Raw genomic sequence first — 15,109 nt, forward strand, 5'->3', positions numbered from 1 at the left:
ATCCTGGGGATCGTCCAAACGGGGGAGCGCACTGTGCAGTGATTTGGCGGCGAACCGCAAGCAGGCTCCCGGCTAAAAGATTTCCGTGACAGAATGATGATGGCGTCAATTCGTCAGTGGCCCTTTTTTCCCATCACGCGCGAACGCAGAGCATTCGAGAGGTTGTCGAAGGCGAAGACCACGAGGAGGATCAGCAGGACCATATAGGCGACTTTGTCCCAGTCCGAATTGGTCTTCATGGATTCGAGCAGCTTGAGGCCGATGCCGCCCGCACCGACGGCGCCGATGACGGTCGCCGAGCGGGTATTCGATTCCCAGAAGTAGAGCGATTGCGAGATGAACACCGGCAGGACCTGGGGGATGACGCCGTAGCGTTGGACGGCCACCGGTGTCGCACCGACCGATCTCACGCCCTCACGCTGTTTGTCGTCAATGTTCTCGAGCGCTTCGGCATATACCTTTCCGAGCGCGCCCGTATCGGTGAAGAAGATCGCCGCGATGCCCGGAAGCGGCCCTGGGCCGAAGGCACGGGTGAAGAACAACGCCCAGATCAGCATGTCGATCGAGCGCAGGAAATCGAAGAGTCGCTTCGTGCCCCAGTTCGCAGCGCGGCTCCGCGTGATGTTGCGCGCGGCGATGAAGGCAAGCGGGAAAGCGACCAGCGTGCCGAACAGCGTACCGACAAAGGCCATGACCAGCGTCTGCATCAACTTCGACAGGATGTCGCCATGCTGCCAGCTTGCGTTGTTCAGGAAGTTGTCCAACGCCAGCGAGGCATTGGACTGGTTGGGATCGAGCCGTTCGCCGGAGAACATCAGGCCGACCACCTCAGGCAGGTTCCGGCCCCAGAAGGGCGACTGCGTATCGAAGAAGAAGTTCGCCCAGCCGAGAAAGCGGCGCTGGACATAGACCTGGCTGGTACGGATTTCCGCCTGTCCCGCGAAGCCGTAATAGACGATCACCTTGTTGTCGTCCTGCTCCATCTGGGAAGGCGCATCGGCCGGCAGGGAGGCGCGATCGCGGGTGACGGTCACGGGATAGAGCTTGCCGCCGATATAGACGTCGACGCGGCTCGGCGTCACTTCCATGCGGTCCTCGTCGCCACCGAAGATGACGGTGTATCGGCTGCTGTCGGCATTGGGCTTCAGCCAGTTGATATCGGCGCCCTCGGGATACTGGCGGCGGCTCGTCCATTGGGGGACGACCTGATCGTTCTGGAAACGCAGGCGCGGCTGGGCGCGCCAGGAATACCAGTCCTGGACATAGATCGCCGCGCGGTCCCAGTTGCCGTTCACAAAGGTGGGGATGACGTTGAAGAAGGCGAAGCAGAAGGCAAGATAAATGAAAACCGCAGCTGAAATGAGGAGCAGACCCCAGCGTTGCATGAAGCTGCGATGGAAGACGTCCGGATAGGCGGAAAGCAGTCGTTCGCGCTCGGCGGCGTTGATCGTCGGAACCGAGGACATCAGGCTGCTCCCTGTCCGAATTCGAAGGACTGCTTGCCGATCAGCCGGCGGCGCAGCCAGGCGGAGAATTGGTCGACGCAAATGACGGTGATCAGCAGCAGGATGATGATCGCATAGGTCTTGGCAGCATGGTCGCGTCCGATCGACAGACTGAAGACCTCACCTATGCCACCGCCGCCGACGGCGCCGATTATAGTCGAGGCGCGCACGTTGATCTCAGTCCGCAGCAGCGTGTAGGAGACGAAGTTCGGCAACACCTGCGGCAGGATCGCGAAGCGCACACGCTCCAGCCAGCTGGCGCCGGCGGCGCGCAGCCCTTCATCCGGCTTCATGTCGGCATTCTCGACGACTTCGAAGAACAGCTTCCCAAGCGCGCCGACGGTATGGACCCATACCGCGATGATCGCTGAAATCGGTCCGATCGACAGGATCGCGGCGAGAAGACCGGCGACGACGATTTCCGGGAAGGCGCGCATGATTTCCATGATGCGCCGCACGACCCAGCGCGTCACGCCTGCACCGACCAGATTGGTGGAAGCGAAAAAGCAGAGCAAGAACGCGCCGCTCGCACCGAGAATGGTGGAGACGATGGCGATGTTGAGCGTGATCGCGAGCTGGTAGAAGAAATTCGGGATGTAGAAACTATCGGTGATCCAGACGCGGTCGCTTGTATAGTCGTATTTGATCGAACCGTCAGAGAAGGGCGACGGTAGGTCGAACATGGCGCGGAAGATCTCCAGCGGACTGTCCGGCACGAAGCTCTTCATGAAGTCGAAGAAATAGGGAAGTCGCTCGAAGAACTTACCCGAATTGGCGCCGTTGGCGAAGTCGAGCGAGGCGCCGAGGATGATCAGGAAGACCACGATTGAAACGACGGTATAGATCCGCCGCGTCCGAACCTGGCTCTGATAATGATCGAGGATGGTGCGTGAGCCCTCCTGCAATCCGCTCAGAGAGTCCGCGCCGGCCGAGTGCGCCATATGTGGCTTCCTTCTTGGAAAACGGCGGCATCATCATGATGCCGCCGCAAGACTGTTCAGACTTGATGATCAGCCGCCGATAACGGCCTTACGGGCATCGATGATCGTCTGGTAGAAGCTCTGGTCGACCGGCGCCCAGTCAACGTAGCCGCCGCCCGTGAACGATTCGAAGCAGCTCTTGTCTGTCTTCGGCAGTTCGGCGAAATAGGCGGTAACCTTCTTCTGGAGGTCGGCCGGCAGCTTCTGGGAAACCATCAGCGGGCCGTTCGGGATGAGCGGCGACTTCCAGACTTCGACGATATCGTCCATGTCGAGCAAGCCCTTGGTGACCATCTGGTGCAGGTTGCCGGACGTGTAGCCCTGCGCCCAGTCGCCCTGACCGGAACCGAAGGTGGTACCGACATCGAACTTTTTGTCGAGAACGCCGAGAACGAGATTCTCGTGGCCGCCGCCGAAGCCGGTTTCAGCGAAGTACTGCTTGACCGGTGCGCCGGTGGCCTTCGGAAGGGCAACGTTAGGAACAAGATAGCCGGAGGTAGAGTCCGGATCGGCGAAGCCGAGCTTCTTGCCCTTGGCGTCGGCAAGCGTCTTGATGCCGGAGTCCTTGCGGGCAACCATGATCGAGTAATAGCCGGTCGAACCGTCTGCCTGCTTGGTGGTCAGAACCGGGGTGACGGCGTTCGGATCCTTGATATAGACCGCGGCGTAAGAGGCGGCGCCCATGACGGCGAGGTCGATCGTGCCGCCAAGGAGGCCCTGGATGACGCCGTTGTAATTCGGCGACGGGAAGAGCTGAACTTCAGAAACGCCGGTGGCAGCGATCAGGCCGGGCTTGACGCATTCGGTGCGGCGAACCTGGTCGGCTTCGTTTTCACCGCCATCGAGACCGATGCGGAGGACCTTGACGTCCTGGGCAGCAACGTTGCCGGCGAGGGCGGCGGCGGCGATGGTTGCCATCATGATCTTGCGGAATGCAGACATGGAAGTCTCCTTTTGTGACATGGTTTGTTCGTCAGTTGGTTTTCCGACCGTTGTCCCGTCGGTCGGAAACGGTCAGTGCACGGCGGCGGCTTTGGCCACCATGCCGGATGAGAGATCCGCGGCGCGGCGCTTGGATTCGAGGCTGGTCGAGGTCAGCGTTTCGTCGATGCCGGCGCCGTCCTTGTCGGTCCCGTAGATTTCCTTCACCGCTTCGGCGGTCAGCTCCGAAGGCTGCCCGTCGAAGACGACGCGGCCGCCGGCCATGCCGACGATGCGCTCACAATAGTTGCGGGCGGTATCGAGCGTATGAAGGTTGGTGATGACGGTGATGCCCTCGCGTTCGTTGATATCGCGTAGCGCATCCATGACGATCTTGGCGTTCAGCGGATCGAGCGAGGCGATCGGTTCGTCGGCGAGAACCATTTTCGGGTTCTGCATCAGCGCGCGGGCGATCGCCACGCGCTGCTGCTGGCCGCCGGAAAGCGTGCCGGCTGCCTGTAGCGCCGTCTGCTCGATGCCGAGGCGTTCGAGTGCCGCGATGGCATGCACGCGTTCCTCGCGGGTGAAGATGTTGAGCAGGCTCAGAAGCGTCGAGCGGTGGTTGAGACGGCCGAGCATGACATTGGTGAGAACGTCGAGGCGCGGCACCAGGTTGAACTGCTGGAAGATCATCGCGCAGTCGCGCTGCCAGTTGCGCAACGCCTGGCCGCGAAGCCCGGAGACCTCGACGCCGGCGAAATGAACGGAGCCTGAACTCGGCTCCTGAAGGCGGTTGATCATGCGCAGCAGCGTCGACTTGCCGGCGCCGGAGCGGCCGATGATGCCGACCATCTGGCCCTGAGGAATGGCAAGTGTGACGGAATCGACAGCGAGCTTTTTTCCGAAACGACGTGTGACATTTTTCAGCTCGAACATCATGCTCTACCCTTTGCAATCCAGGCCTTGGTCAGCATCGCATTAGTCCCGCTTGATGAACCTCACATGTCATATTTGTGTAAGTCCTGTCACAATTCTTCGCCCCTATATCGGGGGTTTTAACCGCCGTAGCGGGACAGGAAATCTTCCGCGTTAAGGTTGCGAAAATCCTGGAGCGCCTGGCGCAGCCGGTCATGCTCCCAGTCCCACCACGAAAGCCTGTCCATCCGTTCGCCGACCTCTCTTGGAAAGCGCTCGCGGATAAGCTTTGCCGGTACGCCGCCGACGATCGTATAGGGCGCAACGTCCTTCGAGACGACGGCGCCGGCTCCGATCACTGCGCCGTTGCCGACGTTGACACCCGGCAGGATCGTCGCCCCGTGGCCGATCCAGACGTCGTTGCCGATCGTCACGCGGTTTGCGCGCCGCCAGGCGAAGAAGTCTGTTTCCATGTCGCCGTCCGGCCAGTAATCGGCGGCGCGATAGGTGAAATGATGCAGTGTCGCGCGCCAGGTCGGATGGTTGGTGGCGTTGATGCGCACGGCGGCGGCGATATTGACGAACTTGCCGATCGTCGCACACCAGACCGAGCCATCCTGCATGATGTAGGAATAGTCGCCGAAGCTGGCCTCGCTGATGCGGCAGCGTTCAGAGACCTCCGTATAGCACCCGAAAGTGGATTCGCTGACGGATGCCGTTTCATGAAAGTAGGGCTCAATGCCCAGCTTGCGGCTCATGCAGCGATCTTTCTCGGTGAGAACTGCTGGACGTCGAGGATGCGGTCGGCGACGGCTTCGCGCACTTCCTCGTCGTGGAAGATGCCGAGAAGGGCCACCCCCGCCTTCTTCTTTTCCGCGATCATGCCGACGACGACGGCACGGTTCCTGGCATCGAGCGAGGCCGTGGGCTCGTCGAGAAGCAGAATCGTGTGCTCCGTGATGAAGCCGCGCGCGATGTTGACGCGTTGCTGCTCGCCGCCGGAGAAGGTGGCGGGCGGAAGCTGCCAGAGCGTTTCTGGCAGATTGAGCCTGGCAAGCAGGGCGCCCGCCTTTTGCCGTGCCGTGCCGGCGTCTTCGCCGCGTGCCACCAGCGGTTCGGCAACCACGTCGAGCGCCGCGACGCGCGGCACGGTGCGCAGGAACTGGCTGACATAACCGAGTGTATTGCGGCGAACGTTGAGCACGGTGCGCGGATCGGTGGAGGCGAGATCGACGATGCGTCCGTCGTGGCGGATGAGGATCTGGCCGGTGTCGACGGCGTAGTTGCCGTAGATCATCTTAAGCAGCGAGCTCTTTCCGATGCCCGATGGGCCACCGAGCACGACGCATTCGCCCGATGCGACGGAGAAGGCGACATCGGAGACGACGGGTAGCTTGATGCCGTCGCGCAGATGCATGATGAAGCTCTTCGAGACTTCGGAAACGACGAGGGGCGTTGCCATATTCTTCTTCCTTGGTTTCGGGCCTCAGACCTGCAGGATCGAGGAGACGAGCAGCTGCGTATAGGGTTCGCGCGGGTCGTCGAGCACGCGGTCGGTGAGACCCTGTTCGATGACGTAGCCGTCCTTCATCACCATCATCCGGTGCGAGAGCAGGCGGGCGACGGCGAGATCGTGGGTGACGATGATGGCCGAGAGACCGAGATCGTTGACGAGGCCGCGCACGAGATCGAGCAGGCGCGCCTGCACCGAGACGTCGAGGCCGCCGGTCGGCTCGTCCATGAAGACGAGGCGCGGGCCGGTGACGAGGTTGCGGGCGATCTGCAATCGCTGGCGCATGCCGCCCGAAAAGGCGCGCGGCTGGTCGTCGATGCGGTCGGCGTCGATCTCGACGCGTTCGAGCCAGTCGATCGCCGAAGCGCGGATCTTGCCGTAGTGTCGGTCGCCGATCGCCATCAGCCGTTCGCCGACATTGGCGCCGGCAGAAACGGTCATGCGCAGGCCGTCGGCCGGGTTCTGATGCACGAAGCCCCAATCGGTGCGCATCAGGAAACGTCGCTCGGCCTCGTTCATGCGATAGAGGTCGCGGTAGCTGCCGTCGCGCATGTGATATTCGACGCTGCCGGTGCTCGGCAACAGCCGGGTGGAAAGGCAGTTGAGCAGCGTCGTCTTGCCGGAGCCGGATTCACCGACGATGGCGAGCACTTCGCCGGGCCAGAGTTCGAAGGAGACGTCGCGGCAGCCGATGCGGTTGCCATAGAATTTCGAAACGTCATGGACTTTGAGAAGCGGGGTATCGCTCATTCTGCAGCCTCCCGGGCCAGCATCTCGCCGGCATGTCCGTGCGCGCGGCGGTCTTCGCAATGATCGGTGTCGGAGCAGACGAACATGCGCCCGCCCTTGTCGTCGAGAACCACTTCGTCGAGATAGACGTCCTCGGCGCCGCAAAGGGCGCAGGGTTTGTCGAAGCGCTGGATATCGAAGGGATAATCCTCGAAATCCAGGCTGACGACGTCGGTATAGGGCGGAACCGCATAAATGCGCTTCTCGCGTCCGGCGCCGAAGAGCTGCAGCGCCTCCGACATGTGCATCTTCGGATTGTCGAATTTCGGCGTCGGCGACGGGTCCATGACATAGCGGCCGTGGACCTTCACCGGATAGGCGTAGGTCCGCGAGATGCGGCCGTTATGGGCGATATCCTCATAGAGCTTCACATGCATGAGGCCGTATTCTTCGAGCGCGTGCATCTTGCGGGTCTCGGTCTCGCGCGGTTCGAGGAAGCGCAGCGGCTCGGGGATCGGCACCTGGTAGACGAGCACCTGCCCGAGCCTAAGTTTTTCCTCGGGAATGCGGTGGCGCGTCTGGATGATCGTCGCATCCTTGGTATGCGTCGTCACCGCGACATTGGCGACCTTCTGGAAGAAGGCGCGGATCGAAACGGCGTTGGTCGTGTCGTCGGCGCCCTGATCGATGACCTTCAGCACGTCATCAGGTCCGATGATCGAGGCCGTCACCTGCACACCGCCGGTGCCCCAGCCATAGGGCATCGGCATTTCGCGCGAGGCGAAGGGCACCTGGTAGCCGGGAATGGCGATCGCCTTCAGGATGGCGCGGCGGATCATCCGTTTGGTCTGTTCGTCGAGATAGGCGAAGTTGTAGCTGGCCAGGTCGGTCATTCGGCGGCTTCCTTCATGTCTTCGCCACCATTGCGGGCGGCTTCGAATTCGCGGCGCATGCGGCGGACGAGATCGAGTTCGGCCTGGAAGTCCACGTAATGCGGAAGCTTCAGGTGCTCGACGAAGCCCGTTGCCTGGACGTTGTCGGAATGGGAAATAACGAATTCCTCGTCCTGGGCCGGCGCGGTGATGTCCTCGCCGAGCTCTTCGGCGCGAAGGGCCCGGTCGACCAGCGACATCGCCATCGCCTTGCGCTCGCTCTGGCCGAAGACCAGGCCGTAGCCGCGGGTGAATTGCGGCGGTGCCTTGGCCGAACCCTTGAACTGGTTGACCATCTGGCATTCGGTGATCTGGATCGTGCCGAGCGAGACGGCGAAACCAAGTTCCGGCACGTCGAATTCCACCTCGACGTCGCCGATGCGGATTTCGCCGGTGAAGGGGTGGTTGCGGCCGTAGCCGCGCTGGGTGGAATAACCGAGCGCCAGCAGGAAGCCCTCGTCGCCGCGGGCAAGCGCCTGCAGGCGCAGATCCCGCGTCATCGGAAATTCCATCGGCTCGCGTGTCAGGTCGCCGATCTGGTGATCTTCCGGCATGTCGCCGTCGGCTTCGATCAGACCTTCCTCGCCGAGGATCTCGGAGACGCGCATGACGCGGCCGGTCTCGGCGGGGCGCTGAGCGGGCGTTTCCACCGCCTCATCCGAAAGCAGCGAGGGATCGAGCAGGCGATGGGTATAGTCGAAGGTAGGCCCAAGAAGCTGGCCGCCCGGCAAATCCTTGTAGGTCGCCGAGATGCGGCGTTCGATCGTCATATCAGCCGTGTCGAGCGGCTTCGAATAGCCGAAACGCGGCAGCGTCGTGCGGTAGGCGCGCAGCAGGAAGATCGCCTCGATCATGTCGCCCCGTGATTGGCGGATGGCGAGGGCTGCGAGCGTGCGGTCGAAAAGCGAAGCCTCGGCCATGACGCGGTCGACGGCGAGTGCCAGCTGCGCCACGATCTGGTCGATGCCGATCGCCGGCAGCGAACGATCGCCGCGGCGGCGGTCGGCGAGCAGGCGGTGGGCATTGGCAATGGCGGCCTCGCCACCCTTGACGGCAACATACATGAGCTCAGATCTCCGTTGCTGTGATCTTGGTGGTGCGCGGCAGGCAGAGGAAGCGTTTACCCGCCGTCAGCACGATGTCGACGCCGCGCGGAAAGAGCGCACGGTTCTCCGTCCAGAGCCGCAGGAAGGTCTCCGGCAGGCCGATAGGCGCGATCTCCGCCACGCTCTGGATGCCGGGACCCATCAGCGTCAGCATGCGGCCGCCCTCGAGTTCGGCGAGTTCGATGACGAGGGTCGTCGAGCGGTCGGGATATTCCTGCGTACCTGATGCAAAGAGGCCGAAGGAGGAAAGTGCGGTGCCAGCCTCGGTGAAAGCAAAGCGCGCCTCGGCCTTTTCGGTCGTCAGCGGCGCGCCGGTATGGAAGCCGAGCCACTCCGGCACGGCGGATCTCGCCAGTCCCTGGGAAAGCCAGACGGGCGTGTCGTGGTCGCAAAGCGTCAGCGCGATCGTGCCAGCGGCGATGCCGAGCGGCGCCGGCGGAGCGACATCGGGCTGAACGGTCTGGATCGTGCCGGGGCGGGCCATGCCGTCCATCAGCATCTTGAAGACGCTTTGGGCATGGAAGACCGGCTCGGCAAAGCCGCCGATCAGAGCTTCTGTCTTCAGGCCCATCAGTTGTCTCCCCGCACCATGGTGAAGAAATCGACACGGGTTGCCGCCGTCTCGTCCGCCTTGCGGCGTTCGGCATCGGCGATCCGTTCGGCAACAGGTAAAAGCAGGGCCTGTTCGACGAAATCCTGCGTCGCCTCCTCCTGCCAGAGCGCATCGAAGATCGCCGCAAGCCGGGCCTTCTCACGGTCAGTGCCGAGCGCCTGGGCATGGCCGACCGAGCCGGAGTTGAGCCGGACGGTCGCTCGCGTCACGGTCACTTCCCCCAGGTTGAAGGGAGCGCCGCCGCCGCCGATGCGTCCGCGCACCATCACCAGTCCAGTTTCCGGTCCGCGCACCGGATGGGCAACAGGCTTTTCCGGCAATGCATCGAAGACCGCCTGGAGTTCGCCGCGTTCCGCCCGCGCCAGCAGATCGGCGGCGCGTTTGCGCCCGGATGCCGTCTGTGACGCAGCGTCTGTCCTGTCCGCTGATATCATCGCCGCTTCCCTTAAAATGTCTATTGATATAGACAACCATACAAGATATGTTTAGCTCTAAATCGATGTCGTGACAAGCGTGTGACATCCTACAGCGCCGCGCGTCTTTTCAGACGCGCAAAGGACGCTGTAGCACTCTGAATTGCTGCATAATTCGATCCATAAATCGGAGTCGATTTATGGATCGAATTAGCAGAAGGGGTGAAATGGCAGGGCAGGGATGGAATGGCGGGATTGAAGCAGGTGCAAAGGCAAACGGGCGTGGCGCTCTGGCGCCAGATCGCCGATCGGATTCGCGAGGCGATCAGCACCGGAGCCTATGACGAAACGGGCATGGTGCCGCCGGAAACGGTCCTGGCCCTGCAATTCGGCGTCAACCGACATACGGTGCGCAGTGCGCTGGCGGCACTGGCGCAGGAAGGGATCGTCCGTGCGGTACAGGGACGCGGCACGCTGATCGAGCGCAAGGAGCGGCTGAATTTCCCGATCACCAGGCGCACGCGCTTTACCGCCGGCATTGGCGATCAGGCGCGTGAGATGCGCGGCCTTCTGCTCGATGAGGCGAAGGAGGAGGCGAGTACCGAGATCGCCGGCTGGCTGGGCCTGAAGCAGGGAGAACAGGTGATCCGGCTGGAAACATTGCGCCATGCCGACAGGCGGCCGGTTTCAAAGGCGACGAGCTGGTTTCCCGCCGAACGTTTTGCCGGGATTGGCGAAGCCTACCGCAGACACGAATCGATCACCAAGGCTTTCGCCGAACTCGGCCTACCGGATTATGTCCGCGCGACCACCGAAGTGACCGCCGCCCATGCGAGTGCGGCCGATATGGCCGACCTCGAACTCACCCCCGGCGCAATCCTGCTGATCGCCAAGGCGATGAATACCGATCTTGAGGGTGTGCCGGTGCAATATTCGATCAGCCGCTTCGCGGCCGACCGGGTACAGTTCACGATCGAGAACTGAGCGCCTTTCCCCGCCGAAGCGGGGAAAGATCAGCTGAGATCAATGTGCGCCCGACATGTCGCCGAGCACTTCCTTGGACGCGACGGTGGAATCCGCCTTCAGCGTGTAGACCATCGGCACGCCGGTCGCGAGATTGAGGGCAAGCACGCCTTCTTTGCTCAGCTTGTCGAGCACCATGACAAGCGAGCGCAGCGAATTGCCGTGTGCGGCAACCAGCACCTTCTCGCCCCTGAGCACGCGCGGCAGGATTTCGGTGAGGTAGTAGGGCCAGACGCGGGCGCCGGTGTCGCGCAGGCTTTCGCCGCCGGGAGGCGGCACGTCATAGGAACGGCGCCAGATATGCACCTGTTCCTCGCCCCATTTGGCGCGCGCATCGTCCTTGTTGAGGCCGGAGAGGTCGCCGTAGTCGCGCTCGTTCAGCGCCTGATCGCGGATCGTCGGGAGATCGGGCTGGCCGACCTTGTCGAGGATGAGCTTCAGCGTGTGCTGCGCACGAACCAGCACCGAGGTATAGGCGACGTCGAATTTGATTCCGTATTCGGCGAGGGCCGCTCCGCCTGCATTGGCTTCCCGGATGCCGAGTTCCGTCAGATCGGGATCCTTCCAGCCGGTGAAGAGATTCTTCAGGTTCCAGTCACTCTGGCCGTGGCGAACGAGGACGAGGGTACCGCTCATGAATTTGTCTCCGTAGTATCGTTATGAGGAAGAAAGCCCGAGCACGTCGAGCATGGAATAGAGACCCGGCTTCTTGTCACGCGCCCAGAGCGCCGCCTTGATGGCGCCACGCGCGAAGATCGAGCGGTCGGCCGCACTGTGCGACAGGGTGACGATTTCACCTTCTCCGGCAAAAAGCACGGAATGTTCGCCGATGACGGAGCCGCCGCGCAGCGTCGCAAAGCCGATCGTGCCCGCCTCGCGGGCGCCCGTATGGCCGTCGCGCACCCGGACCGATTTCGAGGCAAGATCGATGCCGCGCCCTTTTGCCGCGGCCTCGCCGAGGAGAAGGGCTGTGCCTGAAGGCGCGTCCACCTTGTGCTTGTGGTGCATTTCCAGGATCTCGATATCCCAGTCGACAGGATCGAGCGCACGCGCTGCCTGCTCTGCGAGCACGCCGAGCAGATTGACCCCGAGGCTCATATTGCCTGACTTGACGACGCGCGCATGGCGGGCCGCCGCAGCGATCCTGGCATTGTCATCGTCCGAACAGCCGGTCGTGCCGACGACATGGACGATGCGGGCCTGCGCGGCGAGGCCCGAAAATTCCACCGTTGCGGCAGGTGAGGTGAAGTCGAGCACGCCTTCGGCATAGAGAAAAGCGTTGAGCGGATCGTCGCCTATGATGACACCGGACGGGCCGAGACCGGCGATCTCGCCGGCATCCTTGCCGACGAAGGGCGAGCCGGCGCGCTCGACCGCGGCATGCAAGTTCACGCCCTCGATCGAATGGATGAGCCGGATCAGCGTCTGCCCCATGCGTCCTGCTGCGCCAACCACCACCAGTTTCATCGCAGCATCGCTCATGTCAGTCTCGCCAGCTTAGTTTGAATCGGAGGCCGAAGGCCTCTGCAGGTTGTTGAGGCGAGCGTAAAGACCGTCGCTGACCTTCGCAAGCGTCTCGTGATTGCCTTCCTCGACGACGCGACCCTGCTGCATGACGACGATCTTGTCGGCCCGCACCACGGTCGAAAGCCGATGGGCGATGACGACGACGGTGCGTCCGCTCATCGCTTCGTCGAGCGCTTTCTGCACGGCCGCCTCGGATTCGGTGTCGAGGGCCGAGGTCGCCTCGTCGAGAAGCAGGATCGGCGCATTGCGCACCAAAGCGCGCGCGATCGATAGCCGCTGGCGCTGGCCGCCCGAAAGCGTCACGCCGTTTTCGCCGACCGGTGTCTCGTAACCCTGCGGCTGTGCCGAGATGAAGTCATGCGCATAGGCGAGCCGGGCGGCCTCTTCCACCTCGGCATCGGTCGCTTCCGGCCGGCCATAGCGGATATTGTCGCGGATCGTGCCCTCGAACAGATAGGGCTGCTGCGAGACATAGGCGAGCTGCTGGCGCAGCGACTTTTTGGTGATGTGGGCGATGTCCTGTCCGTCGATCAGGATTTCGCCCTCGCGCGGATCGTAGAAGCGCGGAATGAGGCTGATCACGGTGGATTTGCCGGCGCCGGAGGGGCCGACCAGCGCTGTGGTCGCGCCGCCCTCGGCGGTGAAACTGACGCCGCTGAGCACGCTCTCATTGCCGTAGGCGAAGGACACATTGCGGAATTCGATCCTCGCCTGCGTCACCGTCAGCGGCCGGGCATCCGGCAGGTCGCGCTGGCGCGGTTCCATGTCGAGCAGTTCATAGATCATCCGCGCATTGACGACGGCACGCTCCATCTGCACCTGCAGGCGGGCAAGCCGGCGGGCCGGGTCATAGGCAAGCAGCAGCGCCGTGACGAAGGAGAAGAAGGCGCCCGGCGGCACATTGAAGTAGATCGAGCGGTAGGCGGCATAGGCAAGCACGCTGGCGACGGCAAAGCCTGCGAAGCTTTCCGTCAGCGGAGAGGTGCGTTCGGAAAGCCGGGCAATCCGGTTCGCCCGGTTTTCGGCGCCCTTGATGAGCTTGTTGACCTTGCGCTCCAGTTCTTCTTCCATCGTGAAGGCTTTCACGATGGCGATGCCCTGGATCGTCTCCTGCATGGCGCCGAGAACGTGGCTGTTCAGATGCACGGCCTCGCGGGTCGCCGAGCGCAGCCGCTTGGAAACATAGCGCAATGCATAAAGCAGCGGCGGCGCCATGATGAACACGGCAAGGCTGAGCAGCGGATCCTGGATGATCATCACGGCGAGCAGCGAAACGAAGGTCAGTAGGTCGCGCACCGTCGAGGTGATCGTCAGGTTGAGCACGTCGCGGATGCCGCTGACATTCTGGCTCACCTGCGCGGCGATATGGGCCGAGCGCGCCTCGCTGAAGAAGCCGACCGAAAGCGTCATCAGATGCGCATAGAGCCGGCGCTGGTAGCGGGCGACGATATCGTTGCCGACCCTGGAAAGCGCCACCGCCTGGCCATAGCTCGCAAAACCGCGCAGCACGAAGGCGATGAAGATCGAAAGACAGATGATCCACACGACGTCGGCGCGGCGATTGGCGAAGGCCTCGTCGATGATCGCCCGCATGATCCAGGCGGTGAATGCCGTCGAAAGCGCCACCACGATGAGGCAGGCGATCGCAAAGACGTAGCCCCACAGATGATCGCGGCCGTTTTCAGCGATGATGCGCTTCAGGATGCCGGTTACGGTATCGCTGTTGACGCTCTGCGTTCTGCTTTCCGCCGCTTCCAAATAGGGTTTCCTGTCTCGGGCCAAGCGCCCGCGAGGGCGACACGCACTTTTGCCGGGGTCTATAAAGAGTTGGGACCGGTTTGGCTAGAGCGCCGCGCGTCCGGATGGGACGCGCCAAGAACGCTCTATCGCCTTGCATGCCGAGCTTAGCGCCGCCAGCGGCGGCCTTCCGTCGAGACGCCGAAATTCGCCGGCATGCGCGCATAGGAGGAAAGCCCGGCAAGCGCCGCCAGCGGATGTGTCACCACATAGGTCGGGATGGTGCGAAGCAGCGCCGTATGCGGCGCCTTGTCCTCGAAGGCGATGCGGAATTCCGGTCTCTTCAGCGCCGGGATGATCTTCTGCGAGATGCCGCCGGAGAGATAGACGCCGCCGCGCGCCATGAACACCATCGCCATGTCGCCGGCCACGCGGCCGAGATAGGTGGCAAACAGCGAGACGGTCTCTACCGCCGCCTTGTCGCTGCCGGCAAGCGCGTGCGAGGTGATGTCGGCGGGATCTTTCATCGTCGGCTGGATGCCGTCGACAATGCAGATGGCATGGTAGAGGTTGACGAGGCCGCGCCCGCAGAGGATCTGCTCAGCCGAAACGCGGCCTTCGATCGTCTCGATATGCGGGAAGATGTCATAGTCGCGCTTGCTGCGCGGCCCGAGATCGACATGGCCGCCTTCGCCGGGAACCGGGATCCAGCTGTGCTGGGCATGCACGAGCCCGCCGACGCCGAGGCCGGTGCCTGGTCCGAGCACGACGCGGGAGGCGATCATGTCGCCGGTGGCGTCGCCGATGCGTTCGCGGTTTTCATCTGAAAGGGCGGCGATTGCCAGCGCCTGCGCCTCGAAATCGTTGACGACGAGCACATCCTCCATGCCGAGGCCCTCGATCATCGTCTTTGGCCGCACCACCCAGTCGCAATTGGTCAGCGGGATTTCGTCATCGTTGATCGGGCCGGCGACGGCAAGGATCGCCGCGCGCGGCTGCACGGCGGTCTTGTCGAGCACGCCTTGCTGGATCGCTTCGTCGATCGTGGCGAAATCCGCCGTCCGTACGTTCGGAAACTGCTTCGGCTCGGCATAGGCATCGGTCAGGATGGAGAAGCGGGCATTCGTGCCGCCGATATCGCCGATCAGGATCGGGAAAGGCTGCGGAGCGGTGCTGTTGTTCGGTTTTGGCATGG

The 15,109-nt window shown here is 62.8% G+C and carries 16 protein-coding genes; 1 reads left to right on the plus strand and 15 read right to left on the minus strand.

From position 1 onward, the window contains the following. Nucleotides 1-113: 113 nt before the first annotated feature. The 11 genes from phnE (BS630_RS09190) to phnG form a co-directional block, all read right to left on the minus strand. The gene (gene phnE, locus BS630_RS09190) at nt 114-1,466 is read right to left on the minus strand and encodes a phosphonate ABC transporter, permease protein PhnE (protein ID WP_077977169.1); all 1,353 of its coding nucleotides are present in this window, start codon (nt 1,464-1,466) and stop codon (nt 114-116) included. Continuing rightward, nucleotides 1,466-2,446, minus strand: a complete 981-nt coding sequence (gene phnE, locus BS630_RS09195) for a phosphonate ABC transporter, permease protein PhnE (protein WP_077977170.1) — start codon at nt 2,444-2,446, stop codon at nt 1,466-1,468. Before phnE (BS630_RS09195) ends, phnE (BS630_RS09190) begins: the two co-directional genes overlap by 1 nt. Before the next feature lie 69 nt (nt 2,447-2,515). After that, complete coding sequence (gene phnD, locus BS630_RS09200) at nt 2,516-3,427, minus strand: phosphonate ABC transporter substrate-binding protein (RefSeq protein WP_077977171.1); 912 nt, start codon at nt 3,425-3,427, stop codon at nt 2,516-2,518. A gap of 72 nt (nt 3,428-3,499) precedes the next feature. Further along, the gene (phnC, locus tag BS630_RS09205; protein ID WP_077977702.1) at nt 3,500-4,342 is read right to left on the minus strand and encodes a phosphonate ABC transporter ATP-binding protein; all 843 of its coding nucleotides are present in this window, start codon (nt 4,340-4,342) and stop codon (nt 3,500-3,502) included. 119 nt (nt 4,343-4,461) lie between these two features. Beyond that, nucleotides 4,462-5,079 (minus strand): DapH/DapD/GlmU-related protein, encoded by a 618-nt coding sequence (locus BS630_RS09210; protein WP_077977172.1) that lies wholly within the window; start codon nt 5,077-5,079, stop codon nt 4,462-4,464. Continuing rightward, nucleotides 5,076-5,783 (minus strand): phosphonate C-P lyase system protein PhnL, encoded by a 708-nt coding sequence (gene phnL / locus BS630_RS09215; RefSeq protein WP_077977173.1) that lies wholly within the window; start codon nt 5,781-5,783, stop codon nt 5,076-5,078. The genes BS630_RS09210 and phnL overlap by 4 nt, the downstream gene beginning before the upstream one ends. Nucleotides 5,784-5,807: 24 nt before the next feature. After that, nucleotides 5,808-6,584: a phosphonate C-P lyase system protein PhnK gene (gene phnK, locus BS630_RS09220; protein ID WP_077977174.1), complete on the minus strand. Its 777-nt coding sequence runs from the start codon at nt 6,582-6,584 to the stop codon at nt 5,808-5,810. Then, nucleotides 6,581-7,456 carry an alpha-D-ribose 1-methylphosphonate 5-phosphate C-P-lyase PhnJ gene (locus BS630_RS09225; RefSeq protein WP_077977175.1) on the minus strand — a complete coding sequence of 292 codons (876 nt, stop codon included), beginning with the start codon at nt 7,454-7,456 and terminating at the stop codon, nt 6,581-6,583. The genes phnK and BS630_RS09225 overlap by 4 nt, the downstream gene beginning before the upstream one ends. Next, nucleotides 7,453-8,559, minus strand: coding sequence for a carbon-phosphorus lyase complex subunit (locus BS630_RS09230; RefSeq protein WP_077977176.1), 1,107 nt, complete (start codon nt 8,557-8,559; stop codon nt 7,453-7,455). The genes BS630_RS09225 and BS630_RS09230 overlap by 4 nt, the downstream gene beginning before the upstream one ends. A gap of 4 nt (nt 8,560-8,563) precedes the next feature. Then, complete coding sequence (phnH, locus tag BS630_RS09235) at nt 8,564-9,172, minus strand: phosphonate C-P lyase system protein PhnH (protein ID WP_077977177.1); 609 nt, start codon at nt 9,170-9,172, stop codon at nt 8,564-8,566. Continuing rightward, nucleotides 9,172-9,648: a phosphonate C-P lyase system protein PhnG gene (gene phnG / locus BS630_RS09240; protein WP_077977178.1), complete on the minus strand. Its 477-nt coding sequence runs from the start codon at nt 9,646-9,648 to the stop codon at nt 9,172-9,174. The genes phnH and phnG overlap by 1 nt, the downstream gene beginning before the upstream one ends. Before the next feature lie 225 nt (nt 9,649-9,873). Between phnG and phnF the strand changes: the two genes are divergently transcribed. Then, nucleotides 9,874-10,611 carry a phosphonate metabolism transcriptional regulator PhnF gene (gene phnF / locus BS630_RS09245; RefSeq protein WP_077977179.1) on the plus strand — a complete coding sequence of 246 codons (738 nt, stop codon included), beginning with the start codon at nt 9,874-9,876 and terminating at the stop codon, nt 10,609-10,611. Between the two features lie 39 nt (nt 10,612-10,650). Here phnF and BS630_RS09250 read toward each other — a convergent pair whose 3' ends face one another. The 4 genes from BS630_RS09250 to BS630_RS09265 form a co-directional block, all read right to left on the minus strand. Beyond that, nucleotides 10,651-11,286, minus strand: a complete 636-nt coding sequence (locus BS630_RS09250) for a 2,3-bisphosphoglycerate-dependent phosphoglycerate mutase (RefSeq protein WP_077977180.1) — start codon at nt 11,284-11,286, stop codon at nt 10,651-10,653. A gap of 21 nt (nt 11,287-11,307) precedes the next feature. Then, a complete protein-coding gene (dapB, locus tag BS630_RS09255) occupies nt 11,308-12,132 on the minus strand; it encodes a 4-hydroxy-tetrahydrodipicolinate reductase (RefSeq protein ID WP_077977181.1) in 825 nt (274 codons plus the stop codon). Nucleotides 12,133-12,147: 15 nt separating this feature from the next. Next, entirely contained in the window at nt 12,148-13,935 is a 1,788-nt protein-coding gene (locus BS630_RS09260; protein ID WP_077977182.1) for an ABC transporter ATP-binding protein, read from the minus strand. Between the two features lie 146 nt (nt 13,936-14,081). Then, nucleotides 14,082-15,107 (minus strand): glucokinase, encoded by a 1,026-nt coding sequence (locus BS630_RS09265; RefSeq protein WP_077977183.1) that lies wholly within the window; start codon nt 15,105-15,107, stop codon nt 14,082-14,084. Nucleotides 15,108-15,109 lie beyond the last annotated feature (2 nt).

This window comes from Rhizobium laguerreae (genome assembly GCF_002008165.1).
Taxonomy (GTDB): Bacteria; Pseudomonadota; Alphaproteobacteria; order Rhizobiales; family Rhizobiaceae; genus Rhizobium; species Rhizobium laguerreae.

Excerpts from the sequence above, each read along its gene's own strand:
- phnE (WP_077977169.1), bottom strand. The coding sequence starts at position 1,466 with ATGTCCTCGGTTCCGACGATCAACGCCGCCGAGCGCGAACGACTGCTT.
- phnE (WP_077977170.1), bottom strand. The coding sequence starts at position 2,446 with ATGGCGCACTCGGCCGGCGCGGACTCTCTGAGCGGATTGCAGGAGGGC.
- phnD (WP_077977171.1), bottom strand. The coding sequence starts at position 3,427 with ATGTCTGCATTCCGCAAGATCATGATGGCAACCATCGCCGCCGCCGCC.
- phnC (WP_077977702.1), bottom strand. The coding sequence starts at position 4,342 with ATGTTCGAGCTGAAAAATGTCACACGTCGTTTCGGAAAAAAGCTCGCT.
- BS630_RS09210 (WP_077977172.1), bottom strand. The coding sequence starts at position 5,079 with ATGAGCCGCAAGCTGGGCATTGAGCCCTACTTTCATGAAACGGCATCC.
- phnL (WP_077977173.1), bottom strand. The coding sequence starts at position 5,783 with ATGGCAACGCCCCTCGTCGTTTCCGAAGTCTCGAAGAGCTTCATCATG.
- phnK (WP_077977174.1), bottom strand. The coding sequence starts at position 6,584 with ATGAGCGATACCCCGCTTCTCAAAGTCCATGACGTTTCGAAATTCTAT.
- BS630_RS09225 (WP_077977175.1), bottom strand. The coding sequence starts at position 7,456 with ATGACCGACCTGGCCAGCTACAACTTCGCCTATCTCGACGAACAGACC.
- BS630_RS09230 (WP_077977176.1), bottom strand. The coding sequence starts at position 8,559 with ATGTATGTTGCCGTCAAGGGTGGCGAGGCCGCCATTGCCAATGCCCAC.
- phnH (WP_077977177.1), bottom strand. The coding sequence starts at position 9,172 with ATGGGCCTGAAGACAGAAGCTCTGATCGGCGGCTTTGCCGAGCCGGTC.
- phnG (WP_077977178.1), bottom strand. The coding sequence starts at position 9,648 with ATGATATCAGCGGACAGGACAGACGCTGCGTCACAGACGGCATCCGGG.
- phnF (WP_077977179.1), top strand. The coding sequence starts at position 9,874 with ATGGCGGGATTGAAGCAGGTGCAAAGGCAAACGGGCGTGGCGCTCTGG.
- BS630_RS09250 (WP_077977180.1), bottom strand. The coding sequence starts at position 11,286 with ATGAGCGGTACCCTCGTCCTCGTTCGCCACGGCCAGAGTGACTGGAAC.
- dapB (WP_077977181.1), bottom strand. The coding sequence starts at position 12,132 with ATGAGCGATGCTGCGATGAAACTGGTGGTGGTTGGCGCAGCAGGACGC.
- BS630_RS09265 (WP_077977183.1), bottom strand. The coding sequence starts at position 15,107 with ATGCCAAAACCGAACAACAGCACCGCTCCGCAGCCTTTCCCGATCCTG.